This window comes from Luteimonas campi, from assembly GCF_051162505.1.
Lineage (GTDB): Bacteria > Pseudomonadota > Gammaproteobacteria > Xanthomonadales > Xanthomonadaceae > Luteimonas.
Map to the genome: position 1 here is coordinate 804,705 of NZ_JBNWEM010000001.1, position 24,792 is coordinate 829,496.

Consider the following 24,792-nt stretch of genomic DNA (forward strand, 5'->3'; position numbering starts at 1 on the left):
CACGGCGCGACACAGCGCCGGCACGAGGACAATCACTCCATGAAACGCCCATCGCTTCTCCTGATCACTTCGCTGTTGTGGCTGGGAGCCTCCCTGTCCGGCGCCGCCCTGGCTGCCGCACCGGACTGCCGCGCGCCCGCAGCCGTGTGCGAATCCGGCAGCAGTGGCACGCTGGCACTGATCGAACGCGGCGCGCCGCTCCAGGTGCTGGTCGACGCAGCCGATTTCGGTGCCGTGCATCGTGCCGCGGATGGGCTGCGCGCCGATCTCGCCGCCGTGTCCGGCACCGCGACGTCGCCTTCGGCCGGCCCAGATGACACCGCGATCATCGCCGGCACACTCGGCCACAGTCCCCGCGTCGACCGCATCGTGCGCGAACAGGGCATTGACACCGGTGGCGTCGCCGGCCAGTGGGAGGCCTATCTGCTGCAGGTGGTCGACAACCCGGAGCCCGGCATCGAACGCGCCCTGCTGGTGGTCGGTGCCGATCGGCGTGGCACTGCGTTCGGGCTGTACGAACTCTCGCGCCGCATCGGCGTTTCGCCCTGGACCTGGTGGGCGGACGTGCCGCCGGCGCGGCGCACGTCGTTGCACGTTGCGCCCGGCCGTTTCGTCGACGCGCCGAAGGTGAAGTACCGCGGCATTTTCATCAACGACGAGGACCCTGCGCTCGGCGACTGGAGCAAGGCGACCTTCGGCGGCACCAACCACCAGTTCTACGAGCGCGTCTACCAGCTGATCCTGCGCCACAAGGCCAACTACCTGTGGCCGGCGATGTGGATCCCGCGCGCGTTCTACGACGACGATCCGCGCAACGCCGAACTGGCCGACGAATACGGCGTGGTGATCGCCACCACCCACCACGAGCCGATGATGCGCGCGCACGACGAGTGGTCGCGCTACGGCAAGGGCGCGTGGGACTACGCGCGCAATGCCGAGACGCTGCAGGAATTCTGGCGCGGCGGCATCGAGCGCCTGCAGGGCCGCGAGGCGGTGGTCACGCTGGGCATGCGCGGCGACGGCGACGAGCCGATGACCGAGGACACCGCCACTGCCCTGCTCGAGCGCATCGTCGCCGACCAGCGCCGCATCATCACCGAGGTCACCGGCAAGCCGGTCGAGCAGACGCCCCAGGTCTGGGCGCTGTACAAGGAGGTGCAGGACTATTACGACAAGGGCATGCGCGTGCCCGACGACGTGACCCTGCTGTTCGCGGACGACAACTGGGGCAACATCCGGCGCCTGCCCGATCCCGCGGCGAAGCGCCCGGGTGGTTACGGCGTGTACTACCACTTCGACTACGTGGGCGGCCCGCGCAACTACAAGTGGCTCAACACCACCCAGATCGAACGCGCCTGGGAGCAGATGCGGCTGGCGTGGGCGCATGGGGTGGAGCGGCTGTGGATCGTCAACGTCGGCGACATCAAGCCGATGGAGCTGCCGATCAGCGCCTTCCTCGACCAGGCCTGGAACCCCGACGCCGCCGACCTGGACTGGATCACGCGTTACCCCGAGGCCTGGGCCGCCGAACAGTTCGGCACGGCGCACGCGCGGGAGATCGGCGAGATCCTCAGCCGTTACACGCAGTACAACGCGCGCCGCAAGCCCGAGCTGCTCAACGCCGACACCTGGAGCCTGGTCCATGACGGCGAGGCCGACCGCGTGGTCGCCGAGTGGGACGCGCTCGAGCAGCGCCTGCTGGCGCTGGCCGCGCGCATTCCCGCCAGTCATCGCGACGCCTGGGTGCAGCTGGTCGAGTACCCGGTACTGGCCAGCGCCAACCTGACCCGCATGTACGTCGCGGCCGCGCGCAACCGCCTGTACGCGGCGCAGGGCCGCGCCTCGGCCAACCACTGGGCCGACGAGACCCGGCGTCTGTTCGAGCGCGACGCCGAGCTGCAGCGTGTCTACGAGCAGGACGTCGCAGGCGGCAAGTGGAAGCACATGATGTCGCAGGTGCGCATCGGCTACACGCACTGGCAGCAGCCGCCGCGCAACGTGATGCCGCCGATCGCACGCGTGGACGTGCCGGAGCGCGGCGTCACCGGCATCGCGATCGAAGGCGATGCGCGCGGCTGGCCGCAGCGCGCGGCGTCGCCACGGCTTCCGGAACTCGACCCGGTGGCCGCCCGCAGCCGCGAGGTGGTGATCTACAACCGCGGGGCGCAGGCGATCGGCTTCACCGCGAAGTCCTCGCAGCCGTGGCTGAAGGTATCGCCGGCCAGCGGCGAGGTGCAGGACGCGCAGGCGCTGGAACTCGCGGTCGACTGGGCGCGCGTTCCGGAAGGCGAGCACGAGGCCGTGATCGCCATCCTCGGCGCCGACCGCACCGAGGTCTACGTGCAGGTGCCCGTGCGCAAGCCGGCGACGCATCGCGCCAGCGGCTTCGTGGAGGGCGACGGGGTTGTCGCCATCGAGGCCGCGCACCACGCGTGGGCGGTGGCGCCCGCCGGTGGCGAATGGCAGGTGATCCCGAACCTCGGCCGCACCCTGTCGGGCGTGACCGCCTGGCCCGCCACCGGCGAGCCGCTGTTGCCGGGTGGCGACAGCGCGCGGCTGGAGTATCCGATCGTCGTGGACGCCGAGGGCGAGGTCGAGGTGCGGGTGACGCTGGCGCCGACGCTGGACCTGCGCCATCGCGGCGGCCTGCGCCATGCCGTGTCGATCGGCGACGCGGCCCCGCAACTGGTGAACATGCGCCTGGATCCGACACCGGGCGACCGCGACTTCCGCGCCTGGGAGCTGGCCGTGATCGACAACGTGCACGTCGCCACCTCGCGCCATCGCGTGGTGGCGGGTGCCAATACGCTGAAACTGTGGCAGGTCGACCCGGGCGTGGTGTTCCAGCGGATCGAGGTGGTCACGCGGCCGCGCGAGCGGGGAACGCTGGGGCCGGTCGAGAGCCACCGCAGATGATGCACGCCGGTAGCCGGGCTGTACGGGAGCGTTCTCCCGCCGGCCGCCAGGACGGAGCCGGGGGTGAACGCGCCCCCGGCAGCGCGGTTTCGTCGACCCGAAGCGCTGCGACACAGTAAGCACCACGCCCGCGCACGCGCGCGATGCCGCCGCCAGGCGGCCCACGCCATCCAGACACACGCCATGAACGCCGTGACCCAGCCGCTGCACCTCCACGAAGACCGCCTGTTCCCGTCCGACGCTGCACAGCGCGGCATCGCCCGGCGCCTGTATGCGCAGGTCGGCCGACTGCCGATCGTCAGCCCGCATGGGCATACCGATCCATCCTGGTGGGCCGGCAACGCGCACTTCGCCAATGCCACCGAGCTGCTGCTGGTGCCGGACCATTACGTGTTCCGCATGCTCTACAGCCAGGGCATCGGCCTGGATGCGCTGGGCATTCCGCGCGCCGACGGCAGCCGCGCCGAAGTCGATCCGCGCGCCGCGTGGCGGCTGTTCGCCGAACACTTCCATTTGTTCCGCGGCACGCCCTCGTCGATGTGGCTCAACCATGTCTTCCACGAGGTGTTCGGGCTGCGCGAGCGTCTGGATGGAACCAGCGCCGACCGCTACTACGACGCGATCACCGGAGCGCTGCAGACCGATGCATTCCGGCCGCGGGCGCTGTTCGAGCGCTTCGACATCGAGGTCATCGCCACCACCGAGGGACCGCTGGATCCCCTGGACCACCATCAGGCGATCCGCGACAGCGGCTGGTCCGGCCGCGTGGTCACCGCCTACCGGCCGGACGAAGTGGTGGATCCCGAACACGAGGCGTTTTTCTCCTCGCTGCAGCGCTTCGGCGAGGTCACCGGCGAGGATGTGCACAGCTGGGATGGCTACCTGCGCGCGCACCGCAGCCGGCGCGAGTTCTTCAAGCGCGTGGGCGCCACCTCCACCGACCACGGCCATGAGACCGCGCAGACGGCGAACCTGTCGCGCGCCGAGGCCGAACGCCTGTTCGCGCGCGTGCTGCAGGGCGGCGTGAGCCGCGCGGATGCGGCGCTGTTCCGCGGCCAGGTGCTGACCGAGATGGCGGCGATGAGCCTGGACGACGGCCTGGTGATGCAGCTGCATCCGGGCTGCTACCGCAACCACAATCCGCTGCTGTTCCAGCGCCACGGCCGCAACATCGGGGCCGACCTGCCGCTGCCCACCGAATACGTGCATGCACTCAAGCCGCTGCTGGACCGGTTCGGCAACGAGCCGGCGTTCCGGTTCATCCTGTTCACGCTCGACGAGAGCACCTACTCGCGCGAACTGGCACCGATGGCGGGCCACTATCCCAGCCTGTTCCTCGGCCCGGCCTGGTGGTTCCACGACTCGCCGGAAGGCATGTGGCGTTTCCGCGAACAGACCCTCGGGACGGCCGGCTTCTACAACACGGTCGGCTTCAACGACGACACCCGCGCCTTCCTCTCGATTCCCGCGCGCCACGATGTCGCCCGCCGCATCGACTGCGCGGTGCTGGCCAAGCTCGTCGCCGAGCACCGCATCGACGAGGACGAGGCGACCGAAGTCGCCATCGATCTCGCCTACCGGCTGCCCAAGGCCGCCTACCGGCTGTAGCCAACCTGCACCGCACATCGGAACGGAGCCGCCTGTCCCATGAGCCTGCGTTGTCCAGATCTACCGTGGCGCCGCTGCAGCGCCCTCGTCGCACTGGCCGCCTTCGCCCTGCTCGCCTGCGCACTCCCGCCCGCGGCCGCAGCGGTCGGCAGTGAGGACAGCGCCGTGGGCGAGCGCCATCGCCTCGACGGCGACTGGCGCTTCCACCGGGGCGATCCGCCCGGGGTGGACGGGAGGCTGGACTACGACGTGCGTCCGGACGTCGCGCACAGCACCGACGGGAAGGCGGCCGATGCGCGCCCCGACGCCGCGGTACGCGTGGCGGCGGATCGTCCGGCGCTCAAGCCCTGGATCCTGCCCACCGCCAACCGCCTTGTCGCCGATCCCGCACGGCGCCACGTGCGGCCATCCCGCGCGCCCGATGTCGGCGACGTGCCATTCCTTCGCCCGGATTTCGACGACAGCGCCTGGCAGGCGGTCACCCTGCCCCACGACTGGGCCATCGCCGGTCCCTTCATCGCAGAAGGCCCCTACGGCGGCATGGGCCGTTTGCCGAGCTGGGGCATCGGCTGGTATCGCCGCAGCCTCGATATCCCCGCCGCGCAGCGCGGCCGCCGTGTGTACCTCGATCTCGACGGCGCGATGTCCTACGCCACGGTCTGGCTCAACGGCCAGCTGGTTGGCGGCTGGCCCTACGGCTACAACAGCTGGCGCGTGGACCTGACCCCCTACGTCGCGTTCGGCGGGGACAACCGGCTTGCGATCCGGCTCGACAACCCGCCCGAGTCCGCGCGCTGGTATCCCGGCGGCGGGCTGTACCGGGATGTCTGGCTGACCACGACCGCGCCGGTGCACGTGGCGCAGTGGGGCAGCTTCGTCACCACCCCCGAGGTCTCGGCGCAGTCGGCCACGGTCGAACTGCGGGTCGAGATCGACAACACCACCGACGCGTCCGCGCGCGTCCAGGTGGACACCGAATTCTTCGCGCTCGACGACAGCGGCGCGGCTGCGGACGAGCCCGTCGCGCGCATTCCCACGATCGGCGTCGACGTGGTGGCGGGCGGCAGCACCCGGGTCGCCTCCGGCACCCGCATCGACGCGCCGCGCCTGTGGGGCCCGCCCCCGGGCCAGCGGCCGCACCGCTATGTCGCGGTGACCACGCTGCGCCAGGGCGAGCGCATCATCGACCGCTACGAAACCCGTTTCGGCATCCGCGAGGTGCGGTGGGATGCCGACCGCGGCGTCATCGTCAACGGCGAGCCCATCGTGCTCAACGGCGTGAACCAGCACCATGACCTCGGCGCGTTGGGCGCCGCCTTCAACCTGCGCGCGGCCGAGCGTCAGCTTGAAATCCTGCGCGGCATGGGCGTCAACGCCATCCGCATGGCGCACAACCCGCCCGATCCGCAGCTGCTGGAACTCACCGACCGCATGGGCTTCCTGGTGGTGGACGAAGTCTTCGATTCCTGGGAGACGAAGAAGACGCCGCTGGATTTCCACCTCGTCTTTCCCGAGTGGCACGAAGCGGACCTGCGCGCGATGCTGCGCCGCGACCGCAACCACCCGTCCGTGATCCTGTGGAGCGTGGGCAACGAGGTCGGTGAGCAGTACGACGGCGAGGCGGGCGCGGCCATCGGCCGCAGGCTGGTGGAGATCGTGCGCGAAGAGGATCCGACCCGGCCCACCACAGCGTCGATGAACTGGGCCAAGGCCGACATGCCCTTCCCCGCCGCCTTCGACGTGATCAACCTCAACTACCAAGGCGAGGGCATCCGCCAGGAGGCCGAGTTCGAAGGCACCGAACGCATCCGCACGCCGCCATCGTATCCGGCCTTCCGCAAGGCGTTTCCCGACAAGGTGATGTTCGGCAGCGAGACCGCCTCGGCGCTCAGCACCCGCGGCACCTACCTGTTTCCTGTGTCGCCGCACCAAAGCGCGCCGGTGCGCGACCACAACGGCGGTGGCGATTCCACCAGGGCCCTGGTCAGCGCCTACGAACTCCATGCCGTGGACTTCGGCTCGACCGCCGACAAGGTCTTCGCCACGCTCGACCGTCACCCGTACGTGGCCGGCGAGTTCGTGTGGAACGGCTTCGACTACCTCGGCGAGCCCACGCCCTACTACAACGCCCGCAGCTCCTACAGCGGCATGATCGACCTGGCGGGCTTCCCCAAGGACCGCTACTACCTATACCAGGCGCGCTGGCGCCCGGACCTGCCGATGGCGCACATCCTGCCGCACTGGAACTGGCCTGGGCGCGAGGGCCAAGTGACCCCGGTGCATGTGTTCACCAGTGGCGACGAGGCCGAGCTGTTCCTCAACGGCGTCTCGCAGGGCCGTCGGAAGAAGGGGCCGTACGAATACCGGCTGCGCTGGGACGAGGTGGTGTACCAGCCGGGCGAGCTGCACGTGCGCGTCTGGCGCGACGGCAAGGAGTGGGTCGAATCGCGCGTGGAGACGACCGGCGCGCCGGCGCGGCTGGCGCTGGAGGCCGACCGCACGCGCATCGGCAACGACGGGCGCGACCTGTCCTTCATCACCCTGCGGGTGCTGGACGCCGACGGACGCCCGATCCGCAATGCCGAGAATCTCGTGCGCTTCGAGGTCGAGGGGCCAGCCGTACTGACGGCCACCGACAACGGCGATCCGCGCGACCTGACGGCCTTCCCCTCGCCCGAACGCAAGGCTTTCAGCGGGCTTGCCCTGGCGATCGTGCGCGGCCTGAAGGACCAGTCGGGAAGCGTCGTCGTGCGTGCCCGTGGCGAAGGCCTGGTGCCGGCGGAACTGCGCCTGCAGGTCGTGCCCGGGCATTGATTGCACGCCAGGACACCCATGCCGACCGACCCGCCTTGTCCAAGACACGCCACGCGACACTGCGGCTGAGTCGCGTCCACGCATCCTCCGCGAAGCATCGATGCTTCGCCTCACCAGATCCGAGGTCGTTCCCATGAAGCGTCATGCCCCCAGGCTCCTCGCCGCCGCACTCCTGCTGGCCGCGGCAACCACCCAGGCCGCGCCGCCGCCCGCCACGCTCAAGCAGGCCTATGCCGATGCCTTCCTGATCGGGACTGCGGTCAACGACAGGATGGTCAGCGGCGAGGACGCGCGTGCCCAGACGCTGGTGCCGCTGCACTTCAATGCGATCACGGCCGAGAACGTCATGAAGGTCGAAGTGCTGCATCCCGAGCCCGGCAAATGGGACTTCGCGGCCGCGGATGCCTTCGTCGCCTTCGGCCAGCAACACGACATGTACCTGGTCGGGCACACCCTGGTCTGGCACAACCAGACTCCGGCCTGGTTCTTCGAGAACGAACACGGCACGCCCGCCGACACCGCGACCATGCGCGAGCGCATGCGCGAGTACATCCACGTCGTCGCCGGCCGCTACAACGGCAAGGTGCAGGCCTGGGACGTGGTCAACGAAGTGATGGACGAGGACGGCCAGTACCGCGACACGGTGTGGACGCGCGCCTACGGCGGCGACGGCGATGCGCTGGTGCGCGATGCCTTCCGCTTCGCCAGCGAGGCCGCGCCCGGCACCCAGCTGTACTACAACGACTTCAATGCCTGGCGCCCGGAGAAACGCGACGGCATCGTGCGCATGGTGAAGATGCTGCAGCAGCACGGCATCCGCATCGACGGCATCGGCATCCAGGGCCACTGGGGCCTGAACTTCCCGTCCACCGCGCACATCGAGGCCGCGATCGACGCCTACGCCGCGCTCGGGGTGAAGGTGATGGTGACCGAGCTCGACGTCGACGTGCTGCCACTGACCAGGGAAGGCCAGATCATCGGCCAGGGCATGACCCATCCGCAATTCCAGCTGCCGGAATTCAAGACCTTCCTCGATCCCTACCGGGACGGCCTGCCGGCCGAGGTCCAGCAGCAGCTCGCCGACCGCTACGCCGAACTGTTCCGCATCTTCCACGGCCGTCGCGACAAGCTGCACCGCGTGTCGGTGTGGGGCGTGGAGGACGGCATGTCGTGGAAGAACGACTACCCGATTCCCAACCGCACCAACTACACCCTGCTGTTCGACCGCCAAGGCAAGGCCAAGCCCGCTTTGGATGCGGTGCTCGCAGTCCCGGGAGCAACTGACGACGCCGATTGACGCGAGCTCCGGTCCGAGCAGCGCGAATGCCGCGACGATCGGGTTTCACCCACAACGGCACCCTTGCGGCGGCCCTGGGACAATGCGCCCCGTCCCGGAACGGTCGACCACCCTGGCGGCCACGTACAATGCGCATGCGGCCGCCCTCGGCAGCCGCATCCCTTCTGGGGAGTAGCCGGCTTCCGCCTGCGGAAGCGCGCCCGTCAACACACTCGGCCCGCAGCGGCCGTGGCGGCGCAACCTGAGGGTTGGCGAGACCAGCGGGCCACGCACGCCACTGCGGTCGGGCGCGTGCGCGGCCTGTTGTGTCCAAGCCTCGCCGTCCCGGATGTTCGATGCACCCCGTTTCCATCCTGCTGCTCGGCCTGGCGATGTCCACCGATGCCTTCGCCGCGGCCATCGGCAAGGGCGCCGCGATGCGCAGCCCGCGCTGGCGCGATGCGCTGCGCACTGGCCTGGTGTTCGGGCTGATCGAGGCCGCCACGCCCATCGTCGGCTGGCTGCTCGGATCGAGCGCCTCGGGGCTGGTCGAGGCCTGGGACCACTGGATCGCGTTCGGCCTGCTGGCGGCGCTGGGCCTGCACATGATCCACAAGGCGCTCCATGCCGCGCCGGACGAGGATGCGACGCCGCGGCGCGGGCTGGCTGCGCTGGCGCTGGCGGGCCTCGCCACCAGCATCGATGCGCTCGCGGTGGGCGTGGGCCTGGCGTTCGTGGAGGTGGATATCCTGGCCGTGGCCGCCGTGATCGGCCTGTGCACCTTCGTGATGGTTACCGTGGGCGTGATGACCGGGCGCGCACTGGGCCAGGTGCTGGGACGGCGCGCGGAGATCGCCGGCGGGATCATCCTGATCCTCGTGGGCGCGATGATCGTCTACGAGCACGTGTTCGCCTGAGGCAACCGCCGGTCGCGCCGCGCTGACGCACGCGACTCAACGCGCGGCAACGCGCCCCAGCCCCGGCGCCAGTACGCGCAGCCATCGCGGCCGGCTGGACAGCAGCATCGCCACCAGCAGGGCCGAGCCCGACAGCGTCATCAGCCAGACCAGTACCGCCATCGAGGCGTGGTCGGCCAGCAGGCACAACGCCAGAGACGCGACGATGCCGATGGCGCCCGCCACGCGCAGCGACCGCGCATGGCCGGCCGGCAGTGGACGTCCCCATACCTGGACTGCGTGCGCCGGCAGCGTCAGCGCCAGCCAGCCCATGGCCGCGAAGGCGGCGAACGTAGCCGCCATCAGCAGCAGGGACTCAGGCATGCGTCGCCTCCCGGCCCATCGCGGACGCGGCCTCCGCGTTCGCGGCAGCGCGTCTCCGCAACCGGTGGGCGGCCAGCGCCGCCACGGTCGCGCAGCCGAGCAGGGACAGATCGACGCCGGCCACCGGCCAGTAGCCCGCCGCCAACGTACGCAGCAGGTGGTCGCCCGTGGTCGCCCAGTTCAGCAGCACCGCGGCCACGGCCATCACTGCGATCGCGATGCTCTGCTCGCGCCACGCCGGGTTGGGCCGGCCCTGCGCCACCGGCGCGCTGCGCCAGGCCGCATGCAGCAGCGCCAGTACCCAGGTGCCCCAGAACGCATAGCGCTGCCAGTCGCCGCGCCCGACCATGTCTTCGGGCAGCAGTCGATTGGCGACCAGGATGCCCAGCGTCGCCAGCACCATGCCGGTCACCGACGCCACGGCCAGCGCATCGACCACGCGCGCGCCCTGGCTGCCCTGGCGCGCGTGCTGGCGCTTGCGCTTCTCGACGAAGAAGAGGAAGCCGGTGGCGATGCACACCGCGCCCGCCAGCCCGCCGAACACGTACAGCCAGCGCAGCAGCCAATGGCGGAAATGTTGCAGGTGCAGGCCGGTGAGGAACTCGGCGATGCGCGCCACCGGCGTCGCCGCGGGATCCTCGCGGATCAGCTCGCCGGTCGAGGCCTTGAAGTGGATGGCGTCGCCGACCAGGGCGATTCGGTCGGTGCCGGCGCGATAGACGCTGACGTGGCCGTTGGCATCGCCGACGTGCTGCAGCCACAGGAACCCCACTTCGCCCGCCTTGCCCTTGGCCTCCCAGCGGCGCCGCGCCTCGGCCACCATCGCGTCCACGTTGGCCAGGCCCGCCGCCACGCCCGCGGGCTCATGCGGCAGGCCGGTTTCGCGCGCCTCCGCCTGCGCGTGCAGGTCGTGCAGCCCGTGCAGCTGGGTGTGCCCGACCGGGAAGTAGTAGGTGGCCGCGAAGATCAGCAGGCCGGTGAAGGCGAAGAAGAAATGGAACGGCAGCGCGACCACGCCGGTGAGGTTGTGCAGATCGAGCACGCTGCGCAGGCGCGCCTTGCCCGGCCGGAAGGTGAAGAACTCGCGGAAGATGCGCCGGTGCATGACCACGCCGCTGACCAGCGCGGCCAGCATCACCAGCGCCGACAGGCCCACGATCCAGATGCCGAGGTTCTTCCAGTCCAGCGTCAGGCCGTAATGCATGGGGTAGAAGAAGCCGCTGCCAACCTTCAGCTGGTCGACCGGGAGCAGCGCGCCATCGCGCGGATCGATGGTGACATCGGCCCAGATCGCCTCTTCCGGATCCTTCGCGTTGGGCACCTCGAAGCCGGCGAACAGGGTCAGCACCGGATCGCGATGGGTGGTGTACGCGCTCCAGCTCACCGGCGTGTCGAAATGCGACGGCATCGGCCCGTCCACCCGCGGGCGCATCGCGTCGATCGCGGCGCGCGTGGGCTGCATGCGCTCGAACGCCGGGCGCAGCACCTGCTCGAAGGACGGCATCGGCTGCGGCTCGATGCGCGTGGACGGGATCGCCCAGCGGTCGATCTCGCGGTCGAACACCGACAGCGCGCCGAAGAAGAACGCGGCCATCAGCACGAAGCCCAGCACCAGGCCGAACCAGGTATGCAGCCAGGCCATGGCCTGGCGGAAGCTCGTGAACATCGCCGCCTCCTTCATAGCAGCGCCGCCTGCACCAGTGTCGCGCCCAGCGCCAGCAGCCCGCCAGCGCCGAGCAGCCACAGCCACGCGCGCCACGGCCGCTTCGACGCGATCGCCCCCAGGAACACCACCAGGAACGCGAGGATGCCCAGCAGGCTGGCCAGGAACTCGGCGTCGTGGAAACCCATGCCTGCCGCGAACATCAGGCTGGCGCCCGCGGCGACGAAGCCCCAGGCGAAGGCATAGCCGCCGAGCACGGCGGCGCCGATGCGCGCGAGCACCTGCAGCCGAACCGCGCGGGTAGTGAACAATGGAGCGGTGAACTGTGACATGGCGTCTGCTCTGTCGGTCGAATCGGCTGGCGCCGTCAGAAACGCCAGTCGAAGCTCAGGGTGTAGTTGGCCGGCGCGCCGTAATACCCGCTGTAGCGCAGCGTGTTGATGTATTTCTCGTCGCCGATGTTGTTGGCATTGAGGCGCAGGCTGGCGTTGGGCAGCACGTCCCAGGCCACGAACGCATTGAGCACGGCATAGCTGTCCTGGCGTACGGTGAAGCCGCTGGACTCGACGTTGGAGATCACGCTCTGCCAGCGCCCGCCGATGCCCATCGACAGCGCGGGATACGAGGGCAGACGACCGCTGAGCAGCAGGTTGGCGGTCCGTCGCGGCACCCACGAATACGTGTCTTCGCCCTGCAGGCCGTCGAGCTTGAGCGCGGTGTAGCCCAGCACCAGATCCACGTGCTCGCCCAGCCTGCCCACCGCCTCGAGCTCCACGCCCTTCGAGCGCACATCCATCGGCACGTAGATCGACGAACCGACTTCGTTGTAGCGCCCGGTGAACGTCGCCAGCCCCGCCTGGTCGGCCTTGAATACCGCCAGCGTGGTCAGCAGGCGCTGGTCCAGCCAGTCGGCCTTGATCCCGACCTCGTAGTTCTCACCCTTGCTGGCGTCGAGGTAGCGGTCGTCCTCGTCCACCTGGTCCTGCGGCTGGTAGATGTCCGAGTAGCTGACATAGCCCAGTACGCGGTCGCTGAAGTCGAAGGTCAGGCCGCCGTAGGGGCTGGCGTGGCTGGTGGTCTGGTCGAAATCGTTGGCGTAGTAGCGTCCGCTGCGGCGGTAGCGCGCGTAGTTCACACCGGCGATGGCGGTGAGGCGGTCGCTGAGCGCAATCCGCGCCGCGCCGAACGCACGTGCCAGCCGCTGGTCCAGCACCGAATACAGCACAGGATCGCTCCAGTCCGGCTCGGGGATCGCATCGGTCGCGTAGGGGAACGGATCCAGCGCCCCCCAACCCGGTCCCGGGAATGGCGCGCTCTGCTCCCAGCCTTCGGTTTCGCTCCTGGCCACGCTGGCGCCCAGCACCAGCTCCTGCTCGCGTCCGAACATCTGGAAATGGCCGTTGACCGTCAGCGAGCCCAGATGACTGGTCGCCTCGTCGATACCGCCCCAGGGATAGCCGACCAGCCCGAGGCCAGTGGCCGGATCCAGCCCGTCGGTGACCAGGTCTCCGTCGCGATCCCCCAGATAGGCGTAGAACATCTTGTCGTCGCCGGTCGAGCGCCGCAGGTTGTAGGCCAGCTTCAGCTGCCAGTCCTGGCCCAACTGGTGCGTGTACTCGGCGAACGCGGTCTGGTTGGTGGTGTTCCAGTAGGTCCAGTCCTGCGTGGTCGAGGCATCGGTATCCCACTCGCGCTGCGTGCCGTCGTCATTCGTGAAGGCCAGCGCGCCCCACATGATGCCGTCGGACTTGGCGCGCTGGTACGACCAGCCGAAGGTGAGCGTGCCGTTATCGCCCACCTGTCCGTCGACCACGCCGTACAGGTAATCGCGGCGGTTGTGGTTGGCCCGCAGGTGCGTATCGCCGTCCTCATGTGCGGCGACCACGCGACCGGCCCAGGTGCCGTCGTCGGTGAACGGCGTCGAGTAGTCGAGCTCCGCGCGCAACGTGCTCCAGGAGCCTACGCTTAATCCGGCCACGCCCTGGCGCGCGTTGGTCGGTCGCTTGCGCACGTAGTTGATCGTGCCGGCGGCATTGCCCACGCCGGTCAGCAGGCCGTTGGCGCCGCGGATCACTTCAACCTTGTCGTAGCCGAAGGCGTCAATCGCGCCGGTGGCGACGCCCCAGCTGTTGGGTAGCCCGACGCCGTCGATCTGGGTGTTGAGGATGTCGAAGCCGCGGGCGCTGTAGCTGGTGCGGTTGGTTTCCCACTCGTCCACGCGCACGCCGGTGGCCAGGCGCAGCGCCTCGTTGACGCTGTCGGCGCCGAACTGGCGCATCTGCTCGCTGCTCACCACGCTGATCGATTGGGGCGTGTCCTTGATCGCGAGGTCGAGGTTGGTGGCGCCATTGCTGACGCGGCTGGCGCGCTGGGCGACCACCAGCACCGCGTCGAGGTCGGTGGCGCTGCGCGCGTCGGCCCCGCCATCGCCGTCCTGCTGCGCGGCCAGCACGGCAACCGGCAGCCAGCAGAGGGCCACGCCGAGGGCGGTGGCCAGGCGACCGGGAACCATGGAGCGATCACGCGCGGCCACGGTCCGCGCGCGCAAGGAAGACGACGAAAGGATGGGCATGTGCGGAAGCGGCAATGGGGAGAGGCCCGCCGCAGCGGCGGGAGCATCAGGATTGCCATTGCAAGGAAGCTGGGCGGTGCGCCCGTTTCCCAGTGGGCGCACCGGAACATGCGCCGGTCCGCATATTGAATACGAATGATTCGTATTTGACAAGGCGCCGGCACACTGCCGGTTGGCCAGCGTGACATCTGCAGCCCGATCAGATCCCGGGTCCGCGCCCCATCACCGCGGCGGGCGCCGGCACCTCCACGGCCACCGGTGCGCGACCCCCCGATGCGCTCGACCGCTCCAACGGATCCCGCTTCGCGGTGGCCGGGCACCGACCCGACCGATATCCGCCCTGGAACCCGGCAACGACAGTACGACCAGTGGCACGGCGACCCCGCCTTTGCTAAGCCACCAGGCGCTCAAGCACCAGCAACCCGGCGAGCCCCACCACCGAGATCGTCGTCTCCATCACCGTCCATGACGCGAAGGTCTGCTTCATCGACAGGTTGAAGAACTCCTTGAACATCCAGAACGCCGAATCGTTGACATGCGATCCGAACACGCTGCCCGCGCCCACCGCCAGCACCATCAGTTCCGGCGAGGCGCCGGTGGTGGCGATCAGCGGGCCGACCACGCCGGCGGCGGTGATCACCGCGACGGTGGCCGAGCCGATCATCACCCGCAGCAGGGCCGTGGCCAGCCAGGCGAAGACCAGCGGCGGCATCTGCCAGGTGCTGCTCAGCGATGCGATGGTCGCGCCAACGCCGCTGTCGACCAGCACCTGCTTGAATACGCCGCCGGCGGTGATGATGAGCAGGATGACGGCGATGCTGGCGATGGCCGCGTTGAGCCACTTGGTCTGCGTTTCCAGGGCGACGCCGCGGCGATAGCCGAGCCACCAGAACGCTACCAGGGTCGAGAGCAGCAGCGCGACGGTGGGATTGCCCAGGAACAGCAGCGCGGTCCTGACCAAGCCGTCCACCAGCAGACCGTCGGCCGCGACCGACAGGGTGATCAGCAGCACCGGCGAGAGCGCAATCAGGAACGAGCTCCACGCGCCGGGCAGTTCCTTGTGCTCGGTGCTGGACGAAAACAGGTCGAGCAGCGGCGGATTGATGTGCTGCATGCGCCGTCCGAGGAAGGGCCCGGCGACGATCACCGCAGGAATCGCCATGAGGATGCCGTACAGGAGCGTGCGCCCCATGTCGGCGCCGAAGGCGTTGACCAGCACCACCGGGCCCGGATGCGGCGGCAGGAAGCAATGGGTGGTGCTGAGCGAGGCGACCGTGGGAATGGCAAGGTAGAGGATCGGCAGGCCCGTCCTGCGCGCCAGCGAGAAGATCAGCGGCACCAGGATGATGAAGCCGGCGTTGAAGTACAGCGGGATGCCGACCAGGAAGCCGGTGAGCAGCAGCGCCCACTGGATGTTCTTCTCGCCGAAGCGCGCGATCAGGGTGTTGGCGATCTTCTCGGCCGCGCCGCTCTCCTCCAGCACCTTGCCCAGGATCGCGCCCAGCACGATCACCAGGGCCAGGCCGGCGAGCGTGCTGCCGACGCCGTTGTCGATGGTCTTGAGCAGGTCCTGCGGCGACATCCCCAGGGCCAGTCCCATCGGAATGGCCACGATCAGCAGCGACAGGAAGGGGCTGAACTTGCGTGCGGTGAGGAAGATCTGCAGCGCGATCGCGGCGGCGATGATCAGGAACATGGTCATGCGGTGCGCCCTCCCCGGCGGCTGGGTGGATCCTGGGTGGTTCCAGATGCGCGTGATGCGCAATGCGTGGTTTGCGCAGCGCGCCGCGCATTTCCCACTGCGCTCGGGATGAGCGCATCGAGCCAGCGCGGGCAGCGCTGTCGCATCGTTCGGCGCCGCAGCGTGGAAGCGGCAGCCCCTGTGGGTCGCATGCGGCGGAAACTCCCGGCGCTCATCCGGCGCCCTCGCGCGCAACACGATCGCGCTCCCTCGCCAGCGCCTCGCGCCCGGCGCGCAGCGTCTCGACGATGGCGTCGACGTCGTAGACGCAGCCGCCCCAGGTGCCGCCGCCTGCGTCCTGCAGCGCCGCCCAGAGGCGGGTGTCGGCAGGCAGGCGCGGGTGCGCGGCCATCGCCGGATGCAACTCCCGTCCTTCGAGCAGCGCCGCGGCCACCGCTGGATCGAGCGGCGCGTCCGGATCGGCGCCGACGTAATCGATGCGCCCTTCCAGCCGGCCACGATCGATCTCGATGCGGACGATATCGCCATCGCGCAGGCGTCCGATCGGCCCACCGGCCAGCGCCTCCGGCCCGACATGGCCGATGCAGGCGCCGGTCGAGACGCCGGAGAAGCGCGCGTCGGTGATCACCGCCACGTGCTTGCCCCAGGGCAGGTGCTTGAGCGCAGAGGTGAGCTGGTAGGTTTCCTCCATCCCGGTACCGGCCGGGCCGCAACCGGCCAGCACGATCACGTCGCCGGCCATCACCGCATCCGTCCCCTTGGACTTGATCGCGCGGATCGCCTCGCGCTCGCTGGCGAACACGCGGGCGCGGCCGCTGTGCCGGTAGACGTTGTCGGCGTCGACGACGGAAGGATCGATCGAGGTGGCCTTGATCACCGCGCCCTCCGGCGCGATGTTCCCGCGCGGGAACACCAGTGCGCTGGACAGCCCCGCCGCACGCGCGGCGTCCGGGCCCATGATGACGTGCGCCGGATCGACGCCGTCCAGCTCGCGCAGGCGCTCGCGCGCGATGCGGCGCGCGTCGCTGCGCTCCCACCAGTCGAGGTTCTCGCCCAGGCTGCGGCCGCTGACGGTCGGCACGTCCAGATGCAACAGGCCCATGCTCCGCAGGTGCAGCATCACCTCGGGCACGCCGCCGGCCATGAACACCTGCACGGTCGGGTGATGGCGCGGACCATTGGGCAAGGCATCGACCAGGCGCGGCGTGGCGCGGTTGGCGCGGATCCAGTCGTCCACCGTCGGGCGCTCCACGCCGGCGGCGTGTGCGATCGCGGGGACGTGCAGCAGCAGGTTGGTCGATCCACCGAACGCGGCGTGCACCACCAGCGCGTTGTCGAAGGCCTCGCGGGTGAGGATGGTCGACAGCGCCCTGCCCTGCCGCGCCAGCTGCATCAGCGCCAGCGCCGAGCGGCGCGCGATGTCGAGCCACACCGGTTCGCCCGATGGCGCCAGTGCGCTGTGCGGCAAGGCCATGCCCAGCGCTTCGGCGATCACCTGCGAGGTCGCGGCCGTGCCGAGGAACTGGCAGCCGCCGCCGGGCGAGCCGCAGGCGCGGCAGCCCATGGCCGCGGCATGCTCCAGGTCGATCAGCCCATGCGCGAAGCGTGCGCCGATGGTCTGCACCACGGCGGTATCCTCGGCGCCGCGCGCCGGCAGGGTGACGCCGCCGGGCACGACCACGCCGGGCAGCTCGCCGCAGCCGGCCAGCGCCAGCATCATCGCTGGCAGGCCCTTGTCGCAGGTGGCCACGCCCAGCACGCCCAGGCGCGTGGGCAGCGAACGCACCAGGCGGCGCATCACCATCGCCGCGTCGTTGCGGTAGGGCAGGCTGTCGAACATGCCGGTCGTGCCCTGGGTGCGGCCGTCGCAGGGATCGCTGCAGGCCACGGAGAACGGCAGGCCGCCCTTGGCGGCGAGCGTTTCGGCGGCGGCGCGCACCATCTGGTCGAGTTCCCAGTGTCCGGTGTGCAGGCCGAGCGCGATCGGCTGGCCATCGGGCGCGCGCAGGCCGCCCTGGGTGCTGAGGATGAGATAGGGATCGCGCGCGACTTCGGAGGCACGCCAGCCCATGCCCGCGTTCTGGGTCATGCCGAACAGGTGGCCGCTGGGCGCGTCGCGCAAGGTGTCGGCGTCGATCGGCAGGCTGCCCGCAGGGCCCTCGCCACTGGTGCGCGTGTGCAACAGCGCGGCACCGTCGCCAAGGATGGGATCGAGAGCGGTGGCGGTCATGCTGCCCCCTTCCGGGCGAGGCGGTACAGACCCGTCGGGTCCGGGTCGGCGTGGCGGGCTGCGTTCGATGCGCCGGCGATCCCCCACACCCGCCGTGGCCGGCCGGGGGGAAAGCGATCGAGGCCCGTGGCTGCGACGTGAGCGGCGCGTGCGACGCCCGGAGCTGGAATGCGAGGGCGCCTGGTCATTCGACCGGGTTTTCGAGCACGAGGCCGGCGATATCGATGCGCACCACGTCACCGCCCTGCAGGGTGAAATCCTCGCCGGGGACGATACCGGTGCCGGTGAACAGCAGGGCGCCGGCGGGCTGGTGCAGTTCGCGAAACAGCCAGCCGGCAAGGTCCTCGAGGCGGCGTTTGATCTGCGACGTGCGGGTATCGCCCGAGAACAACGCGGCGCCACCCCGCCGGATCTCGAGCGAGATCGGCAGGTCGCGCAGCGCGTCGGCGTCGCACAGGCGGATCCCGGGGCCGATCGCGCAGGCACCGTCATAGACCTTGGCCTGCGGCAGGTACAGTGGATTCTCGCCCTCGATGCTGCGCGAGGACACATCGTTGCCGGTGGTGTAGCCGACGATGCGGCCCGTGCTGTCGAGTACCAGCACCAGCTCCGGTTCCGGCACGTTCCAGCCGCTGTCGGCGCGCACGCGGATCGACGCACCCGGGCCCCGGGCGCGCCAGCCGGTGGCCTTGAAGAACAGTTCGGGCCGCTCGGCGCCGTAGACCTTCTGGTAGACGTCGGCGCTTTGCGACTCGGCCTCGCGCGCCATGCGGCTGCTGAGATAGGTCACGCCGCTGGCCCAGATCTCCTGCACGTCGTCGACCGGCGCGAGCAGCGGCGCATCGGCTGCTTCACCGCCTGCATCCAGGGCATCGGCGGCTGCGTCGGGCGCAAGCGCCAGCCAGTGCGAGAGCGAGAATTCGCGCGAGAGGTAGCGGCCGTCGATCGCCCAACGCGGGCCGTCGGCGGTGGCGTGGCGGGTCAGCAGTGGGTGCATCGGGAGCGACTCCATGCAAGGTGCGGGAAAGTGTTGAGGTCCTGGTCGTGCCGGGCGGGACCGGTGCGGTGGCGCCGGATCAAGGCGCGTTGCAACAGGTGGAAATCGGCAACGGCACGGAAGGCGGCCGCGGCTGAAGCCGCTCCTGCAGATGGCAGGGGATGCCGAGACCAAGGTTGCGCGTGCAACTTCGAAGACGGCGCATCGGCGGCACGTGCGAGGCTATGATGCGGATGCGCAGCGCGGCCCAGGCTGGCTGCGTCGACACTCGGCGGCACAGCGCTCATTCGCGGAACTGCGACATCCGCGCGCGACCGGTCGCCCTCTCCGACACTCCCAGACAGGACATGCCGATGCGATTCATTCCTTCGCTGCTGACCGCCGCCCTCGCCCTTGGCCTCGCCGCCTGCACGGCCGGAAGCGATACCAGCGCGAGCGGGAACACCGATGGCGATGCCGATACCGACACCGCTGCCGCAGAACCGCCGACGGCAGCGAGCTTCGAAACCGTGGGCAAGCTCACCTCCTATGACGCGGCCTTCGCCGACGTGGTCGACGCCGGAGCGCGCATCGAGAAGCTCACCGACGACACGTTCACCTGGGCCGAAGGCCCGACCTGGGTGCGCGATAGCGGTGGCTACCTGCTGTTCAACGATCCGCCGGAGAACCGCATGTACCGCTGGTCCCAGGCCGATGGCCTGTCGCTCTTCCTCGACCCCTCCGGTTACGCGGGCCCGCCGCTCGACACCCTGCGCGAGGGCGGCGCGAACGGGCTGTTCACCGAAGCGGAAGGCACGGTGCTGCTGGCCGATTCGGGCAACCGTCTGGTCGCCCGGTTCAACCCGGCCGACAAGTCCCGCGTCGCCCTGGCCGAAACCTTCCAGGACAAGCGCTTCAACAGCCCCAACGACGTGGTGGCGCGCGGCGACGGCACGGTGTTCTTCACCGATCCGCCCTACGGCCTGAAGGATGGCGACGAGTCGCCGGCCAAGGAGCAGGACGTCAACGGCATCTACCGCATCGATGCCGACGGCAGCGTGCACCTGCTGGACGATTCCTTGAACCGTCCCAACGGCTTGGCATTCTCGCCCGACGGCAACACCCTGTACGTGGCCAACTCCGACGAGCAGCGGCCGATCTGGATGGCCTACACCCTCGATGCGACAGGCAACGTCGTCGACAAGCGGCAGTTCGCCGATGCCTCCGACCTGGCCCGCGACGGTGGCCAGGGCCTGCCGGACGGCCTGGCCGTGTCCACCGATGGCCTGGTGTTCGCCACTGGCCCCGGCGGCGTGCTGGTGTTCGACGCGCAGGGCAAGCGCCTGGGCCGCATCGAGACGGGTAGCGCGATCGCCAACTGCGCCTTCGGCGACGACGGCCGTACGCTGTACATGACCTCGCACAGGTTCCTGGCCCGCGTGCCGCTGAAGGTGACGGGCCTGGGCTTTCAAGACTGAGGCGCCCGGGCGGCGACGGTGAGCGCACGCGCCACCGTCGCCGGCTCGCCGTCGCCCAGCGACGTCCAGGCTGCGCGCAGCGCATCGGCGAAGCGCGCATCGCCTGCCAGCGACCCGAACACGGCATCAAGCTGGAGGAACGCCTCCACGTCGTCCTCCGCGACAGCCGATGCCCCGCAGCCGATGGCCGTGAGCTGCGCATCCATCGGATCGACCAGCGCCACGCCGGCACGCGCCTGGCGCACCACGAAACGCAGCCAGCCCGCCACCGGCAGGCATAGCCGGTCGATGCGACGGCCGGCAGCCAGCGCGTCGGCGATGGTGCCGAGCAGGCGCACCGGGATCTTCTGCGAGCCGTCCCAGGCGATCTGCGCCAGCAGGTGGCGGATCGCGGGATTGCGGAACCGCTCCAGGATCGCGGCCACATAGGCGTCGGGATCGAAGCCGTCCGGCAGCGACAGCGTCGGCACGATGTCCTCGCGCATCAGCCGTTCCACGAAGCCGGCCAGCGCCGGCTCGCGCATGGCCTCGGCCACCGTGTCGATGCGCATCAGCGAGCCGAGGTAGGCCAGCGCCGAATGCGGCGCGTTGAGCAGGCGCAGCTTGGCCCGGTCGTAGCCGGCGATATCGCTGCTCATCACCACGCCCGCGCGCTCGAAGCGCGGACGGCCGCTGCGGAAATCGTCCTCGACCACCCATTGCGTGTACGCCTCGCGCTGCACCGGCCAGGCGTCCTCTACGCCCAGCGCAGCGGAGACGCGCTCGCGCAGCGCGTCGTCGCTGGCGGGCGTGATGCTGTCGACCATCGAGCGCGGGAAGGCGACGTTGGCTTCGATCCACGTGGCCAGATCGCGGTCGATGCGGCGGGCGTAGTCGAACACCGCCCGGCGCAGGCGCCCGCCGTTGTCTGCGAGGTTGTCGCAGCTGAGCACGGTGTAGGGCGCCAGCCTGCGTTCGCGGCGTTCGCGCAACCCCGCCACCAGCCAGCCGATGGCGCTGATCGGCTGCTCGGGCGAGGCCAGGTCGCGGGCGATGTCCGGATGCGCGGCATCGACGCCCTCATGCGAGAGGCAGTAGCCCTTCTCGGTGATGGTCAGCGTCACCAGCCGCACCTGCGGATCGACCAGGCGCGACATCACCGCCTTGCGCTGCTGGGGGGCGCACAGCACCTCCCGGATCGAGCCGATCACCCGCAGCGACGGCTGTTCGCCGAGCAGGGCCAACGCGTACAGGCCGTCCTGCGGCTGCAGCGCATCGCGCACGCCGGGGCTGTGCAGCGAGACCGCGCTGATCGCCCAGTCGGGTTCGTCGGCCAGCAGCTCGTCCAGATACACCGCCTGGTGGGCGCGATGGAACGCACCCGGGCCGAAATGCACCACGCCGATGCGCGTGGACTCGCGCGCGTAGGCAGGCCGCTGCACTGGAGCCGGCAGCGACGCGAGCGTGCGCGCGGACAGCCGCGGCGGACTCGCGACTGCGTCGGCCTGCAGCCGGACGTCGGACGCGGAGTTCACGGCGCTTCCACCTCGAACTGGCTGCCGATCCGCAGGTCGGCGCTGGACGCGCCGATCTCCACAGCAAAGCGGCCCGGGTCCACCGCGTAGCGGCCGGCGGCCTCGTCGTAATGGCGCAGGTCGCGCGACGGCGTGAACGCAAAGCGCAGCTCGCGCGACTCGCCCGGCGCCAGGTGCACTCGCTGGAATCCACGCAGCTCGCGCAGCGCACGCTCGCGCACCGGCGCCAGCGGCCGCAGGTAGAGCTGCACGACCTCGTCGCTTGCGCGCTGGCCGCTGTTGCGCACGGTCACGGTCGCGGTCAGCGTGTCGTCGACGGCCGCGCGGTCGCGGTCGAGCCGCAGTCCGCTGTAGTCGAACGTGGTATAGGACAGCCCGTGCCCGAACGGATACAGCGGCTTGCCGCGGAAGTAGCGGTAGGTGCGGTTGGCCATGTCGTAGTCGTCGAACGCGGGCAACTGCTCGTCCGCGCTGTAGAACGTGACCGGCAGGCGTCCGGCCGGGCTCACGTCGCCGAACAGCACGTCGGCCACCGCGTTGCCGCCGCGCTGGCCCGGGTACCAGGCCACCAGGATCGCAGGCAGGTTCGCCTTGGCCCAGTCCACGCCCAGCGCGGCGCCGGTGGTCAGCACCAGCACCACCGGCTTGCCGGTCGCGTGCAGGGCTTCCAGCAGCTTCTGCTGCGTGGCCGGAAGGCGGATGTCGGTGCGGTCGCCACCGGAGAACCCGGGGAAGTTGACCGTCATTTCCTCGCCTTCGACGTCGCCGGTCAGGCCGCCGACGAAGACCACGGCGTCGGCGCTGCGCGCCGCGTCCAGAGCCTCCTCGAACGGGGGCTTGGCGCCCGGCAGGTCCCAGGCCAGGCGCACGCCGGCGTCGCGATCGTTTTCGTAGTACTCCAGGCGCAGGTCGTAGGCACGACCGCCTTCGAGGTCGACCTCGACGCTGTCGGCGCGCAGGCGCTCGCTGTTCTCCCAGTGATCGAGCAGCAGCTTGCCGTCCAGGTACAGGCGGAAGCCGTCGTTGGCGCCCGCCTCCAGGCTGTAGCGTCCGTCCACCGGCGGCAGCAGCTGTCCACTCCAGCGGATGCTGAAGTTCTCGTTCGGCACGGCGTTGTCCGGGCCGGCTTCACCGCGCGCCATCAGGTTGTCGGTCGGCGAACCGCGGTCCCAGCGAAAGCCGATCTGCGCGTCGACCCGCACCAGCACCGGCGTCCCCGACAGGTCCTTGTTGCGGAAGTACTCGCCGCGCAGGCCGCGTTCGTTCGAACCGGCCGCCGGACGCAGGTACTGCGGCTCGATCAGCGGCGTGGCCGCGGGGTCCTCGCGTCCCTCGACCAGGTCCGCGCCGCGCGCATACACCACCTCGGCATTCGGCAACGCTTCGCGGATGCCGCGCAGCACGGTGACCGGATCGGCGGGCGTGCCGTAGTAGTTGCCCAGCAGCGACATGGTGTCGTCGGCCGTGGGGCCGACCACGGCAATCCGCTTGATGTCCTTCGACAGCGGCAACACGCCATCGTTCTTCAACAGTACGATCGATTCCTGCGCCGCGCGCCGCGCCAGCGCGTCGTGCGCGGGCGCCTGGTTGACCGAGTACGGGGTCTGGGCCCAGGGCACCTGCGCGGCAGGGTCGAACATGCCCAGCTCCATGCGCGTGGTCATCAGCCGGGTCAGCGCATCGTCCAGCTCGGCTTCGCTGATCAGGCCCTTGCGCACCGCCACCGGCAGGTGCTCGGCGTAGGTGCTGCCGCAGTTGAGTTCGGTGCCGTTCTTCACCGCCAGCGCGGCCGCCTCCTCCGGCGTGGCGACGATCTTGTGGTTCTTCCAGATGTCCACGATCGCCCAGCAGTCGGACATCACATAGCCCTTGAAGCCCCACTGCTCGCGCAGGATGTCGCGCAGCAGCAGCTTGCTGCCGCTGGCCGATTCGCCATAGACGCGGTTGTAGGCGCCCATCACCGCCTTGACCTGCCCTTCCTTCACCAGCGCCTCGAACGCGGGCAGGTAGGTCTCCCACAGGTCGCGGCGCGAAGGATGCACGTCGAACGTATGGCGGTCGGCCTCCGGTCCGCTGTGCACGGCCAGGTGCTTGGCGGTGGCGTCGAGCTTGCGGTACTTGCCGCCCTGCGATTCGGGCAGCGGCGAACCATCGGGCGCGACGCCCTGCAGGCCGCGCACGAAAGAGATGCCCATGCGCGAGGTGAGGAACGGATCCTCGCCGTAGGTTTCCTGGCCGCGGCCCCAGCGCGGGTCGCGGAAGATGTTGATGTTGGGCGACCAGAACGTCAGGCCCTGGTAGCGGCCGTGCTGGCCGTTGCGGAAGGCCTCGTGGTGCTTGGCGCGCGCTTCGTCGCTGATGGTCCTGGAGATCTCGTCCATCAGCGGCACGTTGAAGCTCGCGGCCATGCCGATCGCCTGCGGGAACACGGTGGCCGCGCCAGCTCGGGCGACGCCGTGCAGGGCCTCGTTCCACCACTCGTACTCGGGCAGGCCCAGCCGCTCGATGGCCGGCGAGTCGTTCTGCATCTGCGCAGCCTTCTCCTCCAGCGTCATCCGCGAGACCAGCGCGGCGGCGCGCTCCTCGAAGCCCTTCGACGCGTCGAACCAGGGACGGTCGCCGTCGTCGGCCTGCAGCGCGAGCGCTGGCAGCACGGCCAGCAGCGCGATCGCGCAGCCGCGGACCAGGGCGCGTGGCGCCGGGCTGGGACGCCTCGTCGGCGCCTGTGTGTGATCGATTCGCATGTCCCCGTCCCTCCCAGGT

15 protein-coding genes are annotated in these 24,792 nt (G+C 70.0%); 6 read left to right on the forward strand and 9 right to left on the reverse strand.

The features are described from left to right. The first annotated feature begins 39 nt into the window (after positions 1–39). From ACQYVW_RS03645 to ACQYVW_RS03665, 5 genes are all read left to right on the forward strand, one after another. Positions 40–2,916, forward strand: coding sequence for a glycosyl hydrolase 115 family protein (locus ACQYVW_RS03645; protein WP_434946068.1), 2,877 nt, complete (start codon positions 40–42; stop codon positions 2,914–2,916). 183 nt (positions 2,917–3,099) lie between these two features. Further along, positions 3,100–4,524, forward strand: a complete 1,425-nt coding sequence (uxaC, locus tag ACQYVW_RS03650) for a glucuronate isomerase (protein ID WP_434946069.1) — start codon at positions 3,100–3,102, stop codon at positions 4,522–4,524. Between the two features lie 39 nt (positions 4,525–4,563). Next, positions 4,564–7,338: a beta-galactosidase GalB gene (galB, locus tag ACQYVW_RS03655; protein ID WP_434946070.1), complete on the forward strand. Its 2,775-nt coding sequence runs from the start codon at positions 4,564–4,566 to the stop codon at positions 7,336–7,338. Positions 7,339–7,471: 133 nt separating this feature from the next. Continuing rightward, positions 7,472–8,635, forward strand: a complete 1,164-nt coding sequence (locus tag ACQYVW_RS03660) for an endo-1,4-beta-xylanase (RefSeq protein ID WP_434946071.1) — start codon at positions 7,472–7,474, stop codon at positions 8,633–8,635. Between the two features lie 335 nt (positions 8,636–8,970). Next, on the forward strand, positions 8,971–9,531 hold the full coding sequence (locus ACQYVW_RS03665) for a manganese efflux pump MntP (RefSeq protein ID WP_434932564.1): 561 nt from the start codon (positions 8,971–8,973) through the stop codon (positions 9,529–9,531). A gap of 36 nt (positions 9,532–9,567) precedes the next feature. Here the strand turns inward: ACQYVW_RS03665 and ACQYVW_RS03670 are convergent, their stop codons facing one another. The 7 genes from ACQYVW_RS03670 to ACQYVW_RS03700 all read right to left on the reverse strand — a co-directional run bounded on the left by ACQYVW_RS03670 (position 9,568) and on the right by ACQYVW_RS03700 (position 19,058). After that, a complete protein-coding gene (locus ACQYVW_RS03670; RefSeq protein ID WP_434946072.1) occupies positions 9,568–9,894 on the reverse strand; it encodes a DUF3325 domain-containing protein in 327 nt (108 codons plus the stop codon). After that, positions 9,887–11,560 (reverse strand): PepSY-associated TM helix domain-containing protein, encoded by a 1,674-nt coding sequence (locus ACQYVW_RS03675; protein ID WP_434946073.1) that lies wholly within the window; start codon positions 11,558–11,560, stop codon positions 9,887–9,889. Before ACQYVW_RS03675 ends, ACQYVW_RS03670 begins: the two co-directional genes overlap by 8 nt. Before the next feature lie 11 nt (positions 11,561–11,571). Then, positions 11,572–11,889, reverse strand: coding sequence for an iron uptake protein (locus tag ACQYVW_RS03680; protein ID WP_434946074.1), 318 nt, complete (start codon positions 11,887–11,889; stop codon positions 11,572–11,574). A 35-nt stretch (positions 11,890–11,924) separates the two neighbouring features. After that, positions 11,925–14,069: a TonB-dependent siderophore receptor gene (locus ACQYVW_RS03685; RefSeq protein ID WP_434946075.1), complete on the reverse strand. Its 2,145-nt coding sequence runs from the start codon at positions 14,067–14,069 to the stop codon at positions 11,925–11,927. Between the two features lie 451 nt (positions 14,070–14,520). After that, complete coding sequence (locus tag ACQYVW_RS03690; RefSeq protein ID WP_434946076.1) at positions 14,521–15,831, reverse strand: GntT/GntP/DsdX family permease; 1,311 nt, start codon at positions 15,829–15,831, stop codon at positions 14,521–14,523. Positions 15,832–16,042: 211 nt separating this feature from the next. Beyond that, a complete protein-coding gene (locus ACQYVW_RS03695; RefSeq protein ID WP_434946077.1) occupies positions 16,043–18,061 on the reverse strand; it encodes a YjhG/YagF family D-xylonate dehydratase in 2,019 nt (672 codons plus the stop codon). Positions 18,062–18,245: 184 nt separating this feature from the next. Continuing rightward, positions 18,246–19,058, reverse strand: a complete 813-nt coding sequence (locus ACQYVW_RS03700; RefSeq protein ID WP_434946078.1) for a fumarylacetoacetate hydrolase family protein — start codon at positions 19,056–19,058, stop codon at positions 18,246–18,248. Positions 19,059–19,411: 353 nt separating this feature from the next. Between ACQYVW_RS03700 and ACQYVW_RS03705 the strand changes: the two genes are divergently transcribed. Then, complete coding sequence (locus ACQYVW_RS03705) at positions 19,412–20,515, forward strand: SMP-30/gluconolactonase/LRE family protein (protein WP_434946079.1); 1,104 nt, start codon at positions 19,412–19,414, stop codon at positions 20,513–20,515. Here the strand turns inward: ACQYVW_RS03705 and ACQYVW_RS03710 are convergent. Next, positions 20,506–22,029, reverse strand: coding sequence for a mannitol dehydrogenase family protein (locus ACQYVW_RS03710; protein ID WP_434946080.1), 1,524 nt, complete (start codon positions 22,027–22,029; stop codon positions 20,506–20,508). The two genes, ACQYVW_RS03705 and ACQYVW_RS03710, sit on opposite strands and share 10 nt — an antisense overlap. Next, positions 22,026–24,773 carry a glycoside hydrolase family 3 C-terminal domain-containing protein gene (locus ACQYVW_RS03715; RefSeq protein WP_434946081.1) on the reverse strand — a complete coding sequence of 916 codons (2,748 nt, stop codon included), beginning with the start codon at positions 24,771–24,773 and terminating at the stop codon, positions 22,026–22,028. The genes ACQYVW_RS03710 and ACQYVW_RS03715 overlap by 4 nt, the downstream gene beginning before the upstream one ends. Between the last annotated feature and the right edge of the window lie 19 nt (positions 24,774–24,792).

Coding starts and splice junctions, on each gene's coding strand:
- ACQYVW_RS03645 (WP_434946068.1), top strand. CDS start 40: ATGAAACGCCCATCGCTTCTCCTGATCACTTCGCTGTTGTGGCTGGGA.
- uxaC (WP_434946069.1), top strand. CDS start 3,100: ATGAACGCCGTGACCCAGCCGCTGCACCTCCACGAAGACCGCCTGTTC.
- galB (WP_434946070.1), top strand. CDS start 4,564: ATGAGCCTGCGTTGTCCAGATCTACCGTGGCGCCGCTGCAGCGCCCTC.
- ACQYVW_RS03660 (WP_434946071.1), top strand. CDS start 7,472: ATGAAGCGTCATGCCCCCAGGCTCCTCGCCGCCGCACTCCTGCTGGCC.
- ACQYVW_RS03665 (WP_434932564.1), top strand. CDS start 8,971: ATGCACCCCGTTTCCATCCTGCTGCTCGGCCTGGCGATGTCCACCGAT.
- ACQYVW_RS03670 (WP_434946072.1), bottom strand. CDS start 9,894: ATGCCTGAGTCCCTGCTGCTGATGGCGGCTACGTTCGCCGCCTTCGCG.
- ACQYVW_RS03675 (WP_434946073.1), bottom strand. CDS start 11,560: ATGTTCACGAGCTTCCGCCAGGCCATGGCCTGGCTGCATACCTGGTTC.
- ACQYVW_RS03680 (WP_434946074.1), bottom strand. CDS start 11,889: ATGTCACAGTTCACCGCTCCATTGTTCACTACCCGCGCGGTTCGGCTG.
- ACQYVW_RS03685 (WP_434946075.1), bottom strand. CDS start 14,069: ATGGTTCCCGGTCGCCTGGCCACCGCCCTCGGCGTGGCCCTCTGCTGG.
- ACQYVW_RS03690 (WP_434946076.1), bottom strand. CDS start 15,831: ATGACCATGTTCCTGATCATCGCCGCCGCGATCGCGCTGCAGATCTTC.
- ACQYVW_RS03695 (WP_434946077.1), bottom strand. CDS start 18,061: ATGACCGCCACCGCTCTCGATCCCATCCTTGGCGACGGTGCCGCGCTG.
- ACQYVW_RS03700 (WP_434946078.1), bottom strand. CDS start 19,058: ATGCACCCACTGCTGACCCGCCACGCCACCGCCGACGGCCCGCGTTGG.
- ACQYVW_RS03705 (WP_434946079.1), top strand. CDS start 19,412: ATGCGATTCATTCCTTCGCTGCTGACCGCCGCCCTCGCCCTTGGCCTC.
- ACQYVW_RS03715 (WP_434946081.1), bottom strand. CDS start 24,773: ATGCGAATCGATCACACACAGGCGCCGACGAGGCGTCCCAGCCCGGCG.